The sequence below is a fragment of the Nostoc sp. S13 genome (assembly GCF_029379315.1).
Classification (GTDB): domain Bacteria; phylum Cyanobacteriota; class Cyanobacteriia; order Cyanobacteriales; family Nostocaceae; genus Nostoc.
The window spans coordinates 87,868-102,684 of record NZ_JAQYWQ010000005.1 but is presented as its reverse complement, the minus strand read 5'-3'; the positions used below and the strand labels follow the sequence as shown (position 1 = coordinate 102,684).

Annotated in this window: 13 protein-coding genes and 1 pseudogene; 7 read left to right on the top strand and 7 right to left on the bottom strand. The window is 42.0% G+C overall.

Annotated features, from left to right (window positions below; all coding sequences use genetic code 11):
• The first annotated feature begins 396 nt into the window (after positions 1 to 396).
• The 3 genes from PUQ00_RS03080 to PUQ00_RS03070 all read left to right on the top strand — a co-directional run bounded on the left by PUQ00_RS03080 (position 397) and on the right by PUQ00_RS03070 (position 3,229).
• Positions 397 to 975 (top strand): hemerythrin HHE cation-binding protein, encoded by a 579-nt coding sequence (locus PUQ00_RS03080; protein WP_300413030.1) that lies wholly within the window; start codon positions 397 to 399, stop codon positions 973 to 975.
• Positions 976 to 1,163: 188 nt separating this feature from the next.
• A complete protein-coding gene (locus tag PUQ00_RS03075) occupies positions 1,164 to 2,924 on the top strand; it encodes an FAD-dependent oxidoreductase (protein ID WP_300413028.1) in 1,761 nt (586 codons plus the stop codon).
• Between the two features lie 107 nt (positions 2,925 to 3,031).
• Positions 3,032 to 3,229 carry a hypothetical protein gene (locus PUQ00_RS03070; protein WP_300413026.1) on the top strand — a complete coding sequence of 66 codons (198 nt, stop codon included), beginning with the start codon at positions 3,032 to 3,034 and terminating at the stop codon, positions 3,227 to 3,229.
• Positions 3,230 to 4,130: 901 nt separating this feature from the next.
• Here PUQ00_RS03070 and PUQ00_RS03065 read toward each other — a convergent pair.
• A complete protein-coding gene (locus PUQ00_RS03065; RefSeq protein ID WP_300413024.1) occupies positions 4,131 to 5,030 on the bottom strand; it encodes a ferritin-like domain-containing protein in 900 nt (299 codons plus the stop codon).
• Between the two features lie 386 nt (positions 5,031 to 5,416).
• On the opposite strand from PUQ00_RS03065, the gene PUQ00_RS03060 reads away from it, so the two are divergent.
• Positions 5,417 to 5,617, top strand: a complete 201-nt coding sequence (locus tag PUQ00_RS03060) for a hypothetical protein (RefSeq protein ID WP_300413022.1) — start codon at positions 5,417 to 5,419, stop codon at positions 5,615 to 5,617.
• 114 nt (positions 5,618 to 5,731) lie between these two features.
• On the opposite strand, the gene glnA is transcribed toward PUQ00_RS03060, so the two are convergent.
• A complete protein-coding gene (gene glnA / locus PUQ00_RS03055) occupies positions 5,732 to 7,156 on the bottom strand; it encodes a type I glutamate--ammonia ligase (protein WP_300413020.1) in 1,425 nt (474 codons plus the stop codon).
• Positions 7,157 to 7,513: 357 nt separating this feature from the next.
• Between glnA and apcB the strand changes: the two genes are divergently transcribed.
• Positions 7,514 to 8,023 carry an allophycocyanin subunit beta gene (apcB, locus tag PUQ00_RS03050; RefSeq protein ID WP_300413018.1) on the top strand — a complete coding sequence of 170 codons (510 nt, stop codon included), beginning with the start codon at positions 7,514 to 7,516 and terminating at the stop codon, positions 8,021 to 8,023.
• Between the two features lie 477 nt (positions 8,024 to 8,500).
• On the opposite strand, the gene PUQ00_RS03045 is transcribed toward apcB, so the two are convergent.
• The 3 genes from PUQ00_RS03045 to purE form a co-directional block, all read right to left on the bottom strand.
• A complete protein-coding gene (locus PUQ00_RS03045) occupies positions 8,501 to 9,886 on the bottom strand; it encodes a tyrosine-type recombinase/integrase (protein ID WP_300413016.1) in 1,386 nt (461 codons plus the stop codon).
• A 288-nt stretch (positions 9,887 to 10,174) separates the two neighbouring features.
• The gene (locus PUQ00_RS03040; RefSeq protein ID WP_300413014.1) at positions 10,175 to 10,474 is read right to left on the bottom strand and encodes a putative quinol monooxygenase; all 300 of its coding nucleotides are present in this window, start codon (positions 10,472 to 10,474) and stop codon (positions 10,175 to 10,177) included.
• A 156-nt stretch (positions 10,475 to 10,630) separates the two neighbouring features.
• A complete protein-coding gene (gene purE / locus PUQ00_RS03035; RefSeq protein WP_300413012.1) occupies positions 10,631 to 11,149 on the bottom strand; it encodes a 5-(carboxyamino)imidazole ribonucleotide mutase in 519 nt (172 codons plus the stop codon).
• A gap of 118 nt (positions 11,150 to 11,267) precedes the next feature.
• Between purE and nagA the strand changes: the two genes are divergently transcribed.
• A complete protein-coding gene (nagA, locus tag PUQ00_RS03030; protein ID WP_300413113.1) occupies positions 11,268 to 12,449 on the top strand; it encodes an N-acetylglucosamine-6-phosphate deacetylase in 1,182 nt (393 codons plus the stop codon).
• A 138-nt stretch (positions 12,450 to 12,587) separates the two neighbouring features.
• On the opposite strand, the gene PUQ00_RS03025 is transcribed toward nagA, so the two are convergent.
• Positions 12,588 to 12,911, bottom strand: a complete 324-nt coding sequence (locus PUQ00_RS03025) for a hypothetical protein (RefSeq protein ID WP_300413010.1) — start codon at positions 12,909 to 12,911, stop codon at positions 12,588 to 12,590.
• A 356-nt stretch (positions 12,912 to 13,267) separates the two neighbouring features.
• Complete coding sequence (locus PUQ00_RS03020) at positions 13,268 to 14,392, bottom strand: site-2 protease family protein (RefSeq protein WP_300413008.1); 1,125 nt, start codon at positions 14,390 to 14,392, stop codon at positions 13,268 to 13,270.
• A gap of 196 nt (positions 14,393 to 14,588) precedes the next feature.
• Between PUQ00_RS03020 and PUQ00_RS03015 the strand changes: the two are divergent.
• A pseudogene (locus PUQ00_RS03015) lies at positions 14,589 to 14,750 on the top strand (helix-turn-helix transcriptional regulator); the annotation flags it as partial.
• Between the last annotated feature and the right edge of the window lie 67 nt (positions 14,751 to 14,817).

The window sequence follows — 14,817 nt, the reverse complement described above, 5'->3', positions numbered from 1 at the left end:
TAATTCGACTTGTGTGTACACCGTAGCCTTACCAAGAGGGAGATGCCAATAGGCAGGGGAAATTTTGTGTAATTTCATCAGAAGCACTAACAATAATTATTTGCAATAATTTTCTAATGTTGTAAGCTTTTCTCAAATATAGTTATATTGAATAAACCAAAAGCACTGCAAGGATGGCGATCGCATTTGAAGGAGGGCATTTTTTTCACTTTTCCCAGTATCAGCTTGTAGGAGAACAGCTACTCGACTTCTAGAAGTTTATATATGTGTCACATTCGCTGTATGCCTGTTTGCGACTTGAAGTATTAGATGAGAATACAACTCAAGAAAGATGCACTGAGTCAAACAATTGTGAGAGATTAATTGTGTCCTAAATTATTTCAGGAAAGTCTAGAAATGGTTGTAGCTTTAGATGATACCAAGCGTAGGGCGATCGCTACAGAACTAGCAGATTTGAAAGCTATACAAGAGTTGCTAATTACTAATGAACAAAAATTACTACCTGCGGTAAGCAACGATCAAGAAATTAGCAAGCGCCTAAACGACTTTCTCAAAGATGACCAAGAAAATCTCAGAGTAATCGAGGAAGTTATCTCTAAATTTGGTGGTGGCTCAGCTCAGCCTAGAGATACCATCGGGCAGTACGTTGAGCAAGTAAACCGTATAATAGATGGGGATGAGCTGACACTATACCAAAAGGCTTCTATTCACGAAAGGATTAAGCACCAAGCCGTAATAACTGGTTTAATTATCCATAAAGCTTCCCAGGTGGTTGGTGATGATGTCAAAGAAGCTATTGGGCCACTCAATCAAGTAAACTTTGAGAATCGTGCCCATCAAGAACAATTGAAAGGTGTGCTAGAAGTGTTGGGTACAAGAGAACTTACAGGTCAAGATCCAGATCAAGGTGTTTGGGCGCGGACTCAAGATGCTGTTGCAGCTTTGAGAGGTATATTTGATGGTCTAACAAAGTAGAAAAGTAGGCTGTTAATACAATGCAACACTCGCTTAACTTTTAGTTGGTAAGTGTTAATTAAGAAATAATCCTAATAATTCCTTGTGATTTAAGGAAACTAATAGCGATCGCACTCAGTTTGAGATAAAAACTGAAATGCGATCGCTTTTTTTAGGAGAATATGTCGGAAACTCAGAGAGGTTAAGAGATGGTTCATCAGACATATACAGCTGATGTCTTAGTTGTCGGTGGGGGAACCGGAGGCACTGCGGCTGCTATCCAAGCGGCGCGACGGGGAGCCAAAACGATTCTGGTGAGTGAATTTCCTTGGTTGGGAGGAATGCTAACTTCGGCTGGAGTATCTGCACCCGATGGCAACGAATTAGAAGCCTTTCAAACTGGGTTATGGGGTACGTTTTTGCAGGAATTGCGACAACGACAACCCGGAGGATTAGATAACAGCTGGGTAAGCTTTTTTAGTTATGATCCCCGGATTGGGGCAGAAATTCTTGCCGATTGGGTGCAGCAATTGCCTAATCTGCACTGGATTAGAGGGGAAGTACCTTTAGAAGTTTACCGACAAGGTGATTCTATTACTGGTGTCCGCTTTGCTGATTTTGCTGTTACAGCCAAAATTGTTCTGGATGGCACAGAATTAGGAGATTTATTGGCTTTAGCTGACATACCTTACCGATGGGGCTGGGAATTGCAATCTGAGTGGGGAGAACCCAGCGCCCCAGTGACTTTTAACTCTTTAACCCAGAAATATCCCGTGCAAGCGCCTACTTCGGTAGTGATTATGCAAGACTTTGGTGAAACCGTTGCCCCAGAAATTCCGGCTGCCCCTAACCATAATCCATCCCAGTTTACAGGTGCTTGGGATGGTTATAGAGCAGAGATATTTTTGAATTACGGACGCTTGCCTGGGGGTCTATTTATGATTAATTGGCCAATCTGTGGCAATGACTACGCCGAAGGAGTAGGGCGACTGATAGAGTCAGATGTATCCAGAGGTGAATTCATCCAAGAATCTCGCTGGCACAGCCAAAATTTTGCCCATTTTATCCAAAAACACCTTGGTCGTCGCTATGGTTTAGCAAAAAAAGTATTTCCTCATGCCCCTACAGCTTTTGCACTGCATCCCTATTACCGGGAAAGCCGCCGCTTGGTGGGGTTAACTACTATCCGAGAACAGGATATTTTGCCGATCGCTGGAGGTAGAGTTGCATCTAGATTTAATGATGCAATCGCAGTTGGTAACTATGCCAATGATCATCATTATCCTGGTGTTCAATTCCCACTGCAACCTAAATCTATCCGTTGGGGAGGACGTTGGACTGGGACACCCTTTACAATTCCCTACAGTTGTCTCATTCCAGCCACAACAGATGGTTTCTTAGTCTGTGAAAAGAATATTTCTGTCTCCCACATTGCCAATGGGGCCACCAGATTACAACCTGTGGTTATGGGCATTGGTCAAGCAGCAGGGATGGCAGCGGCGATGTGTGTTGAGTTAAACTGCCAGCCGAGGGATTTACCTGTTAGGGCGCTGCAAACGGCTTTATTGTCAGATAATCGCTCAAAAGCGCTAATTATTCCTTTATTTAATCTTCCACCCAATCGTTCGGATTGGCTAAACTGGCAACTGTATTACTTAGATAACCCACAAGCCTATCCAGTTAGTGGTGATTGCCCTTTCCCATCAGGGAATGATTACCCTGACTCCAAGGCATTAATTCGGGAAAGTAACTGTTTCAAAGGTATTTTTTACCGCTTGTCACAGCAAGAATACAGATTCACTGTCACAGCACCAGCCGCATATCAAGGGCAAAATTGGCAGCTTGTGACTTTGCGATCGCATATCGACCAGCAATTACGCATTTATCCCCACGAACAATTAGTTACATTGTGGGGTCGTCAGAATCACTTTGCTAATTGGTTATTAGTCGAACATTTAAACGGAGAGTAAGAAGAGTTTATTTTCAGTAAAACAGAATACTTTTTGATGATTTATCCGGATATTAATCAAAAAGCTAAGTATCAGTGAAGTGGAGAGTTTCAAAATAGACATCTTCTATGCGTGCTGCCATTTTACTTTTAGTATCGAGTCTGGTGTTTGGCCCCTTAGCTTATAACTGCCAAGCAATGGTCAATCACTTATCCTATGGGCTGCCTTCCACGCCTACTTCGGAACAGTGGCTTTCGGCGGCATCTGAACAAAATCCAGATGATGCGCCACGTCATCGCGGTAGTGGGCGGAGAGAAGTAACGTAAAAATTCGGAAATATCTATGTTGTGGTTTAACTACCGTCGGGTAACGCCTATTTTCCCAAAGGAACCAAAGTATCAGAAAACCGGCTGTTGTGCTAACATCTTTTGCACAGCTTTTCTGGTAAAGATATATACAGCTGACACACGATAATCTTCAGCGATCGCTTAGTATTTCAACTGCAAGCTTTGTATATTATAGTTGGTGTCAATCCTAGCGATCAAAACGTAAATCAAATTAAGTGCCTTGATCAACACCATCACCAACTCGTCAAAAGCTACACAACTGTTGCTTATATTGCTGGGAAGCTCTGCGTTTCAATCCTTAACGGCTCTAGAAATAGATGTTACTTAGGCTATTAGTTAATCTAAAGCACATCTAATTCAGACATTTTGCTTGTTGAGGAAACAGTCTTCAGGCAAGTTCACTTTATTCCCCAATAGGTTTTCTTCTCATACGTTGAGTAGCTGGTTATCTAGATCAGCAACTAAATTGATCTTCGCTTCGACACCTGTTTAGCGTCCTTTGCCGAAACATAAAATCCCTTTAGTTTGATCTGAGCTAATTTAGGGCATGGATTCGCACCAGTAGTATAAATTTATTGCACTTGGCAACAAATATTCTATTCCTAACCTACTCTTGCACCCTCATTGGTTCTGCTCACAGATCATTCCCGACGAAATAAATGTTAAGAAGGATCTCCTAGATCATCTTAGTCATTTTAATTATTTTACATCCAAGGCCAGATGCAAAACTTTGCATTTGGCCTTTTTAGATGAATTTTACTTAAAGAAAAGGCAAAGGGAGTGGGCAGTAAGAATTTTCGATTTTCGATTTTCGATTTTCGATTGAAATTTAATCCAAAATCTAAAATCCAAAATCCAAAATTGAATTGCCCAATCCCTTTTACACTGTTGTTTTCTTGCGGTTAATTTCTGTTGCCTGGATGCCGTTGAGGAACATTGGCACAAACTTCTCGATAAACGCCTGTGGATCGCGTTGCCAAGCCTTTTGTGCAGCCTGAATCCTAGTAAATTGCAACTCAGGCGCTAGCAAAGTCTGGGGTAAGCGTTCCATTAGGTACTGGGGACGTTGCCAAAGCGGCATGGTATTTGCCACTTCTACCAGGTTGGCAACTCGTCGCAGTTCTGCACCCAAGGTGATATCCATTCCTGATTCAAATGCCGCTTGTTCAATTGCGCTATATTTTCGCTTGGCTTGCTCTACTTTTTGCTGATGTTCTAGACTCTTATGTGCAATTTCTCCTAGCCAACGATTACCCCACCGGACATGTCCTGCTTCCTCTGGGAGAATTTTTTCAATCGTTTCCCGAATTTTGATGTTTTCTTCTGTCTGCGGTGCTTGCTTGAGTGCATAAATGTGGGCAGAGAAATACTCACAGCCGCGTTTTTCGGTGACGTTAATTGCAGCAAGGGAAGAAATCACAAAATCTTCGAGGTTTTGGGCTGGATCTTGTTGTTCGTGATCGAGCAGACGTTCAAATTCATTGATATAGGAGGAACCGGGCGGCTTACCAATATCTGCTCCCACTTCCGCCAACAAGTCAGTTAGCCACATGGCATGACGAGCTTCATCTGAGATGTGATGAGACAAATCCCGCACCAGTTCTCGTGGCTGTCCATTCAGTTTTTCTATTAACTCAGTCAGGTCTTTACAACTACGTTGTTCACTGTAACGGTAGCGGTTGAGGGTAATTAGATGGATCTCGCGATCGCATACCACCCGTTTCAATATATCTCTGGCACCTAAAACTTTCTGAAATTTACGTGGGTAGCTAACTGTCATAAATTATGTAAATTTTTGTAAATCTGTATTGTGATGGTAACTTAGTTTTTTGCAACTGCTGTATCTGTGCCGCGTCACTGAAAAAGAGTAAAAGTTACAAAACTTAATTACTTTTCAACTTAAGTGTAAAGAAATATAACGAATAAATGTTCAGTCTTGGGAAAGATATGTTTTTTAAGGTGAGACAAATCTGATGCCAGATGATTTTAGTTATCAAAGGTGGATTGGAGAAGATTTTTCCAGCTTTGGCAGAAAAATACCTGATATTGTGAGCAAAGCTAAATATAAATTTTTGTAAAAAGTAGCTTATGTTACAGATTTTTTGCTAAGTTAGTTAGTGAGGAAACTAAAAATTATATATTCCCAAAGTAGAGAGGACTATGGTTATGTCTATCGCAGATAAATCTCGTGCGTTAATCGTCCGTGAACATCAGCAAGTCAAGAATCGCCAACAATCAATATTGATGAGGGCTGCACAAGAACTTGGTCTTCCTGAAGAAGCATCTCACTACTGGAACCCGATTCAAGGGAAGGTAGATGCTAACACTCGGATGATTTATGGGCCCAGTCATGCTTCTATGAGCTGAGTTTTAAGGTTGATTTTTTGAGTGAATGTCTCAACTGACAACTCTGGAAAAAAAAGCCACCCTCTACTCTAGGGTGGCAAAACTCATAATATGTTAGTTAGATACGGTACTTAATTAAGCATCGTAGTAAAGGTAAAACTCGTAAGGATGAGGACGCAGCTGCAACTGCTTGACTTCGTTACCTAGCTTGTAATCAATCCAATTTCCGATAAAATCTTCCGTGAAGACGCCTGATTCTGTTAAAAAGGCATGATCTTTTTCCAGTGATTGCAATGCCAGTTCTAAAGAACCTGGAGTTGAAGGAACCTTTGCCAGTTCTTCTGGAGAGAGTTCATAGATATTCTTATCTAAGGGTTCACCAGGATGGATTTTGTTCTTGATGCCATCGAGACCAGCACAAAGCATTGCAGCAAATGCCAAGTAGGGGTTAGAAGTAGCATCTGGACAACGAAATTCTAAACGCTTGGCTTTGGGGTTAGTGCCAGATAGAGGAATACGGATAGAAGCAGAACGGTTCCCTTGGGAGTAAGCCAAGTTAACAGGAGCTTCATAACCAGGTACTAGGCGCTTGTATGAGTTCGTACTGGGATTGGTAATTGCCAATAGCGCTGGTGCGTGTTTGAGAAGACCACCAATGTAGTACAACGCCATTTCACTCAAACCAGCATATTTATCACCTGCGAACAGAGGTTTGCCATCTTTCCAGATAGACTGGTGACAGTGCATTCCAGAACCGTTATCGCCAAAAATCGGTTTTGGCATGAAGGTGACGGTTTTGCCGTGTTTTTTGGCAACGTTCTTGATGACATATTTATAAATCATCAACCAGTCAGCCGCTTCGATCAACTTCCCAAACTGGAAACCCAGTTCGCACTGACCACCAGTAGCAACTTCGTGGTGATGCTTTTCAATCGGCACACCTAATTGTGCCATCGTCAACAACATTTCTGTACGGATATCTTGAAAAGAATCCGTTGGTGAAACTGGGAAGTAACCTTCTTTGAAGCGTGGTTTGTAACCTAAGTTGGGTTTTTCATCCGTACCAGCTTTACCAGAATTCCAAGCACCTTCTTGGGAGTCTAAGAAGTAATAGCCTTCGTTGGCAGTTTGGGCAAACCTAGCACTGTCAAAGATAAAAAACTCAGCTTCCGGGCCAAAGAACGCTGTATCACCAAGACCAGTGGAAACTAAGTAGTCTATTGCTTTTTGGGCAATAACCCTTGGGCAACGATTGTACCATTCGCCTGTGCGGGGTTCTTTGATGCTACAAATTATACTTAGTGTTGGGACTTCCATGAATGGGTCGATCCAAGCAGTGTTGGGGTCGAGTACCATCGTCATGTCCGATTCATTGATCGCTTTCCAGCCTCGGATGCTGGAACCGTCAAAAGGTACACCATCAGTGAATGCAGTCTCATCGATTTGGTTTTGGTACAGTGTGAGGTGCTGCCAAGTCCCTACTGTATCGATGAATTTGAGATCAATCAGCTCAATTTTTTCATCTTGAATTCTCTTCAAGACTTCTTGTGGTGTTGTCATTGTTACTCCTTCTCTACCAATTTCCTAAAGTAATACCAGAATCTTCCAAAGCATCCTAACCCTGCTGATCTCAATCAAGCCGTGACACACCTGAAATATCTTAAATACTAGACATTGCCGGATTTTGTAGCCTATGTTACAGATATCTGGATTACAGGTTATATTAACCTTTCAGCGATCATCTATACAAAACTGGAAAGTTCATCATATAGGGGTCAACTTTGACATAGAATCCTTATGTAGTGGATAGATTGTTTTTGTGCCGAATCTATTTTAAATAGCACAAAAATTTGCTGGTGCATAAATGCAGCCAAATAAATATCAAACCATAAATAGCAATGATTGGGAGAAGAAGGAATGCGCGATGCAGTAACAAGCTTAATTAAGAATTATGATCTAGCTGGTCGGTATTTTGACCGGAATGCGATCGATAGCCTGAAGTCTTACTTTGACAGTGGTACAGCAAGAGTACAAGCGGCGGCGGCGATAAATATTAATGCAGCTGCACTTGTCAAGCAAGCTGGTTTGAAGTTATATGAAGAACTGCCAGAATTGATTCGTCCTGGTGGAAATTCTTATACGACTCGTCGTTATGCGGCTTGTCTGCGGGATTTAGACTACTACCTACGCTACGCTACCTATGCGCTAGTTGCTGGGAACACAAATGTGTTGGATGAGCGTGTGCTGCAAGGGCTGCGGGAAACTTATAATTCTCTAGGAGTGCCGATTGGCCCTACGGTTCGCGGTATCCAGATCCTCAAGGATTTGATTAAAGAACAAGTGGCAGCTGCGGGTGTGATTAATACTGCTTTTGTGGATGAACCATTTGATCACATCACACGCGAGTTGAGCGAACAGGATATTTAGTCATTCAACAACAAGTATAAAATATAGCGATCGCACTTTGGTTTGTGTTGGAAAGGAGCGATCGCTTTTTTATGAAACCGAGAAAACGCCAAAGGGCAACATCGCGCCTCTGTAAAATAATTTTGCTAGATTAAAGCTATGTTTTTGGAGCTATCTTCGACTAATGCCAGCCAGTGATATCTATCATGCCGCAGTTATTAACTCTACTTCGCCCATTTTAAAATTAGTTAGCAAAAAGAAATATACCGAAAGGCGTATTCCCAAAAATGAGTGAGTATATGTTCGGGATTATGACAACTGAACTCATAATCGTAAACGAACAAGTCAATGCCAATAGTTGTTGGAGTAATAGTTAGATAGCTATAGGTAAGCTAAACCACATCTAGTTTACATATCTAAAATTTATATAACTCTTGTGGGGTGGGCATCTTGCCCGCCCTAATTATGCAAGTTAAATGTGTAACAGCTTAATAAAGTCTATTTGTCCCTATCCTGAAGTAGTTTTCTCATCTCCTCAAGCTGTTGCTGAAGTAGTTGATTTTGCTCTTTCATTAGGTCTAGTTCTGACTCCTGCACTTGTTGAGTAGCTGGTAACTCGCCATACCCTGGTTTAATCCGTCTGTCAGTTTCCCAGTAGTGCTTGTCGTTCACTTCTGGATGATGACCGCACCAACTAGACACTACTTTAGAATCGATGCCGTAAATGTTTTGTTGAATGCAGCTAAATGTGTGTCGAGTGTGATGAATTGAGAGGTATTTAGAAACTTTGCCTTGCTTAATAAGTTCTGGAATGATACCTCTAGACCCCGTTGCTTCTGAACCTCTCCAAACATCTCCTATATATATTCTGCTGATCGGATTATTATTTCCATTAACAAAAACTAAGTCGAGTTGATTTTCTTGCTTTTCAACTGATTTCATTAAATTCCATAATCGATAATTTTTAGGCATCGGCAAAATTCGATAATCCAAGTGTTCTGGGATGTTTTTAGTTCCTTTGAGAGGTATAAAACATTTTCCTTTCATTGACCACTGACGAGCTATTCTAAGACTTTCTCTTTCCCAGTTAACATCTGACCATTTAATAGCTATTGCTTCGCTGATACGTGTTCCTGTTAAAAAAAGAAACTCGATTAAAACAGCACAATTTAATTTTCTGCCATATCCGTAGTTAATTATCGCTTCCATCTCTTCAAGCGTATAACTTAACTGTTGATTAAAAATATCCTCATGGTCATCATCAAACTTGTTTGAAGTTTTATTTACACTGACTTCCGATGACATCTCATCAAAGGGATCAACGAAACATAAGCCGTGCTTCACTCCTAATTTATGAGCTTTGCTAAGAAATCTTAAACATTCTTTGCTAGTCTTCTTGCACCGATTACTGAGTAACCAATTACTAATCTCTAACGCATTTTCCCCTACGGTATTAATTGCTTGCTCAATTGCATTACGTAGGGTAACTTTCATTTGATGATGAGTATTTAAGCTTGTATCTTTCCCTCGGTATTCTACATATTTGTCATACAATTCCAACATTCTTATCTCTTTCTTGACTGGTGGGACTATAGCTAACTGTGGTCTATCTTTACCGATGCCGTACTTAACTAATGTGGGGTCAAAGCATCCATTGAGAAAGTCTAAATGTATCTGGAGGCACTTGCTCTCTAACAGAGTGTAGTTCTGTGGAACATCAGATAACCCAGGGCGGATCTTTTTTTGCGGAGTGGTAGGTTTGTACCAGCCAGCAGCTTTGGTGATGTCCACAGAAAACTGAAGCCTTAGCTTGCCATCATTAAGGCGTTCAATTACTACCGTGTCTTCATAAGCCTTGCGCTGAGGGTGTTTTGGGGTGTTCACTATCGTACTAATATCGTACTAAAAAAGATTCATAAATGAAGAAAGCATTACTTACGAGTAATGCTTTTGGGCTATGAGCGTTGAATATTGATTGTCTCACGTTTGCTTAAAATTTAGTAGTGCTTTACCAGCAATTGGCACATGGATGTTTTGGCTCTCAATTTTTGACCATTCTTTAAGAATGCTGGATTGATTTTGGAGCGATCGCTTCAATCTGAGAATTTAAGGCTGAGATATCCTAAATAATCCCCAACAGTAAAGAATCTGCTGCAAGTTAGCAATATGTGATTATGCCAAAAGATGGTATCGTCCGACATCTGGTGCAGCAGTCACTAAACCTTCGAGTTTAGCTACTAACGCTTGGATATGCGGTGAATCTAGATGAGTATTCAGGGCTTCATCAGAAGTCCACTCCTCGACAAAAGTAAAGTCTGTTGGATCGTACTGGTTTTGCAAAAGTTCATACTTGATCGCACCTGCTTCCTGACGGGTTGGCTCAATGAGTTCCAACAGTACAGTTTTTAGTTCTTCTACTTTGTTAGGCAAAGCAATAAAACGGGCAACTACGCGAATCGTTTGGTTAGTCATTTGTTATGGGGCATTGGGCATTGGGCATTGGGCATTGGGCATTGGGCATTGGGCATTGGGCATTGGACATTGGGCATTGGGCATTGGGCATTGGGCATTGGGCATTGGGCAGAGGAAAAAGACTAGCTGCCCCCCTACTGTGGTGTTTAAATTTATTTAAAACATTTGCTGTAAATATTGCTCATAGCCTAGTTGTTCTAGTTTTGCTTGCTTTGCAATTACTGATTCAGATAGGGTTTGGCGATATTGTTGCACTCTTTCTAGCAATTCTGGTTGCTGAGTTGCGAGGATTTGTATTGCTAAAAGCCCAGCATTTTTGGCATTACCGATCGCCACTGTTGCTACAGGAATACCCGCAGGCATTTGTAAAATAGAATACAAAGAATCAACACCTTGTAAGTTACGAGTGGGTACAGGAACACCAATCACAGGAAGTGGAGTTAAAGACGCTACCATTCCAGGCAGATGGGCAGCACCACCTGCACCAGCAATAATCACCTTAATACCACGTTGGTGTGCAACTTTAGCATATTGCACCATGCGTTCTGGGGTACGATGAGCAGAAAGGATCGCCACTTCGCTCTCAACGCCAAATTCTTCACAAACTGCGATTGCGTCTTTCATAGTGGGCAAATCAGAATCGCTGCCCATAATAATACCAACTAGGGGAGTCATAGAATTTTGGATTTTGGACTTGTCGTGAGCGTTCAGTCGAACGATTTTGGATTTTGGATTAATCGCCGATTATTTCATCTAAAATCGGATGAGATTTAGCTCTCTTCTCCCCGATGTGATGACCCAAGCAACACAAAATCCTGTAGACATTATCAATGCTAGAGTACCAGGATACAAAGATTTGCAGATGCTCTTGGTTAATCATGAGGGCATAATTGAGCAAATCTTGCCAATGGTTACAGTAGGAGTACACAGCCGTGCATCCGTAGTAGATGTAGCAGGCGACTGGATTTCATTGGGTGGCGTTGATTTGCAAATTAACGGCGCGTTGGGATTGGCATTTCCTGATTTGACGGCTGAAAATGCTCATATCTTCCAGAAAATAAGGCAATTTTTGTGGGATGTCGGAGTAGATGGATTTTTACCGACACTTGTGACAACTTCGGTAGAAAACATTCAGCGATCGCTTGCTATTATTGCTGAGGTTCTCCCTAGTCAACAAGCAGGTGCCAAGATTCTGGGAGTACATCTAGAAGGCCCATTTTTGAATTTCCAAAAGCGCGGCGCACACCCAGCAGAGTACCTGTTACCCTTAACAATTGACGAGGTAAAGCGGGTTTTGAATAATTATGCTCATATTGTGAAAGTGATCACCTTAGCACCGGAGTTAGATCCCACTGGTAAAGTCATTCCATATTTGCGTTCTCTGGGAATTACTGTCAGTTTAGGGCATTCTCAAGCAACAGCTGCCCAAGCGCAACGTGCCTTTGAACAAGGTGCAACGATGGTAACCCATGCTTTCAACACCATGCCAGCATTACATCACCGCGAACCAGGATTATTAGGGGCAGCAATTACCCATCCTGATGTAATGTGTAGTTTTATTGCTGATGGTAAACACGTTTCACCCACGATGCTGCAAATTTTACTTCGCGCTAGCTATGAAGAAAAAGGGCTATTTCTTGTCAGCGATGCTCTTGCACCTTTGGGGCTAGCCGATGGCGTGTATCCTTGGGATAGTCGGCAAATTGAAGTTAAAAACGGTACAGCACAACTGGCGGATGGCACTTTGTCGGGGACGACTTTACCCTTATTGGTGGGAGTGCAGAATTTGATGAAGTGGGGAATTTGTGAGGTAGAAAGTGCGATCGCTTTAGCTACTAATGCACCCAGACAAGCGATTGGTTTACCAGGAATTGCCAAGAGTCAACCTGCTAATTTATTACGCTGGCATTGGGATGAGACTACAAAAGAATTAACTTGGAAACGTGTTATCACCGCAGATATGGGTATACTTTAAGTGGCGTTGCTGAATCAAGTATGATTTGTCATTCTGAGCGCAACGAAGTGCAGCGAAGAATCCCGATAGATGCTTCATTTTGCTCTGCTCCATTCAGCATGACATACACATTTTTCATACCGCAATCAGCAACGCCTTTTAAGTAATCCATATTAGATTAACTTTATCTCCCTTCATCCCCACACGTACTATAAATTCATGTCCATCATTAGCAAAACTCAGCTTCCACAAATAGGTCTGAGTTTCTCCTTGTTTGAGATGACCGAAATAAGTAGTTGTATAACCCTCAGACATGCGTGGAATTAGCGGGGAGCTAACTTGGTCAAATATTTCTTTGGTAATATCTCTTCTGTACTCTAAATCACCTACCGTGAGAAAAAGTTCGTAATTTACCGCAGCAGTGGCATCCAAAATAGTCTGCAAACAATTAATCACGTTTTCAGGGGGATTTGTCGAATTCATATATCATGCTCCTATGTCTAGTGTGACTGAGAGATCAAGCGTTGACTAACAATATAAGAACATGATACTTGATTTAAATTATTGAACTTTAGAGATCGCACCATCGTTTATTAACGGGGTAATCTTGTTTAAAATCCTTTAAGCCACTGGCTTTTGCGTCTGTTATATCATGTCCACTAAATTACTCATAAAAAAAGAACCCCTCCCGGCTTGCGGGGAGGGGAGACAAAGTACAGCTTTGGCGGGGTGGGGTTCTTCGGGTTTAATAAGCAATCAAGCGAACATGATATTACTTCTGTTTCTGTGGAACAAGAATCTCCCACCAAGCTACGCTGTGGTGGGAGACTGTCAATAAACTATGCAGGGCTAGGTTGAGTTCGGCTTTGAAGTAGTTGGATAATTGCAGCTTTTTCTAAGATTCCAACTAGAACGCCATTCTCACGAATTACGGGAAGCACAGATAGCTTTTGTTGTTCGAGTAACTGCATGGCTTCCAGCAGAGGTTGATCGGATTGGACTGTGGTGGATTCGGTAATTGGTCGCATGACTTCTTTGACTTGAGTTTCTGACCACAGTGCTGTTGGGATGCTTCGTAAATTATCAACAGCGATCGCACCTACTAATTGTCCATGATCATCAGTCACTAAAAACCGATGCCAGTTTTGCCCACTTATGACTCGCTCATCGGCAAACTCTCTCAAGCTAAGATTAGCAGATACAATCGGGCTATCATGAGTTACAGCATCCTCGGCTGTCAAACCTGTGAGCTTTTCTTGCACTCTGGCAAATTGAGCCGCATTACTAGCATTTTGCAACAAGAAGAAGCCAACTAACAAATTCCAGAAGTTACCGAAACTGCCAAATAATAGTAGGGGAAGTACACCAGAGAGAATTGCTACCCAACCAAAGATTTGCCCAACTCGACTAGCGAAGGTGACACCTTTATAAGGATTACCTGTAATTTTCCAAACGATAGCTTTCAGTATATTTCCGCCATCTAAGGGCAAGCCAGGAATAAGATTGAACAGGGCTAATGCCAAGTTAACAGAAGCCAGAACACCAAGAATTGCAGCTAACGGCCCTGATGCAGCAGTAGTAACACCAATAGCTGTAACGATACCGCATAGTAATAAGCTAACTAACGGGCCTGCGATCGCTACCCAGAAAGCTTCACCTGGGGTTTTCGACTCTTTTTCTAAACTAGCCAAACCGCCAAATATAAACAGTGTGATCGATTTGACATCAATCCCCTGGCCAATCGCAACGAAACTATGGCCTAATTCATGGGCGACGACAGAGGCAAATAACATTAGCGCTGTCATCAATCCTAGTAGCAAAGCTAATCCCGCAGACAATTGAGGAAATTGCGCCGCCAGTCCACTGCTATAGCTCCAAGTTACCAAACCCAGAACTAAAAACCATGACGGATGGATATAGAAGGGAATTCCGAAGAGATTACCAACGCGAATTGTGCCATTCATGTCGCTCACCTTTGATTTCAGCTTCGAGAGGTTTAGTTTCGTCCTTCTCGATGTCTTTAGTGTAACGAAATGTTAAGAGGTTTTAATCTTCGTGACGGTAGTGGTGTCCGTCCGTAAAGGTGCGGTTATTGGGAATATTGGGAGCAGGATGTTTACAGACTGCGCTGGAGAAGGTTCCGCAACTTCGAGCTTTTAAATTGCTTCCTTAGTGGCTCAAAGACAAACCAATGCAGAAATTAGTGCTGAACTTTGGATTACTGAAAACTCTGTCAAGCAAGCCTTAAAAAAGATGTTTCGCAAACTTGAGGTTTCATCTCGTACTCAGATGGTTGCAAAGCTTTCCACAGTTTCAAAATAAATGGCCAAAACCGTCCCTTTCCGAGTCGGAGAGGGACAGACGTAAATTAAAGTGAAACAGCTCAAGA

Coding starts and splice junctions, on each gene's coding strand:
- PUQ00_RS03080 (WP_300413030.1), top strand. CDS start 397: ATGGTTGTAGCTTTAGATGATACCAAGCGTAGGGCGATCGCTACAGAA.
- PUQ00_RS03075 (WP_300413028.1), top strand. CDS start 1,164: ATGGTTCATCAGACATATACAGCTGATGTCTTAGTTGTCGGTGGGGGA.
- PUQ00_RS03070 (WP_300413026.1), top strand. CDS start 3,032: ATGCGTGCTGCCATTTTACTTTTAGTATCGAGTCTGGTGTTTGGCCCC.
- PUQ00_RS03065 (WP_300413024.1), bottom strand. CDS start 5,030: ATGACAGTTAGCTACCCACGTAAATTTCAGAAAGTTTTAGGTGCCAGA.
- PUQ00_RS03060 (WP_300413022.1), top strand. CDS start 5,417: ATGTCTATCGCAGATAAATCTCGTGCGTTAATCGTCCGTGAACATCAG.
- glnA (WP_300413020.1), bottom strand. CDS start 7,156: ATGACAACACCACAAGAAGTCTTGAAGAGAATTCAAGATGAAAAAATT.
- apcB (WP_300413018.1), top strand. CDS start 7,514: ATGCGCGATGCAGTAACAAGCTTAATTAAGAATTATGATCTAGCTGGT.
- PUQ00_RS03040 (WP_300413014.1), bottom strand. CDS start 10,474: ATGACTAACCAAACGATTCGCGTAGTTGCCCGTTTTATTGCTTTGCCT.
- purE (WP_300413012.1), bottom strand. CDS start 11,149: ATGACTCCCCTAGTTGGTATTATTATGGGCAGCGATTCTGATTTGCCC.
- nagA (WP_300413113.1), top strand. CDS start 11,268: ATGACCCAAGCAACACAAAATCCTGTAGACATTATCAATGCTAGAGTA.
- PUQ00_RS03025 (WP_300413010.1), bottom strand. CDS start 12,911: ATGAATTCGACAAATCCCCCTGAAAACGTGATTAATTGTTTGCAGACT.
- PUQ00_RS03020 (WP_300413008.1), bottom strand. CDS start 14,392: ATGAATGGCACAATTCGCGTTGGTAATCTCTTCGGAATTCCCTTCTAT.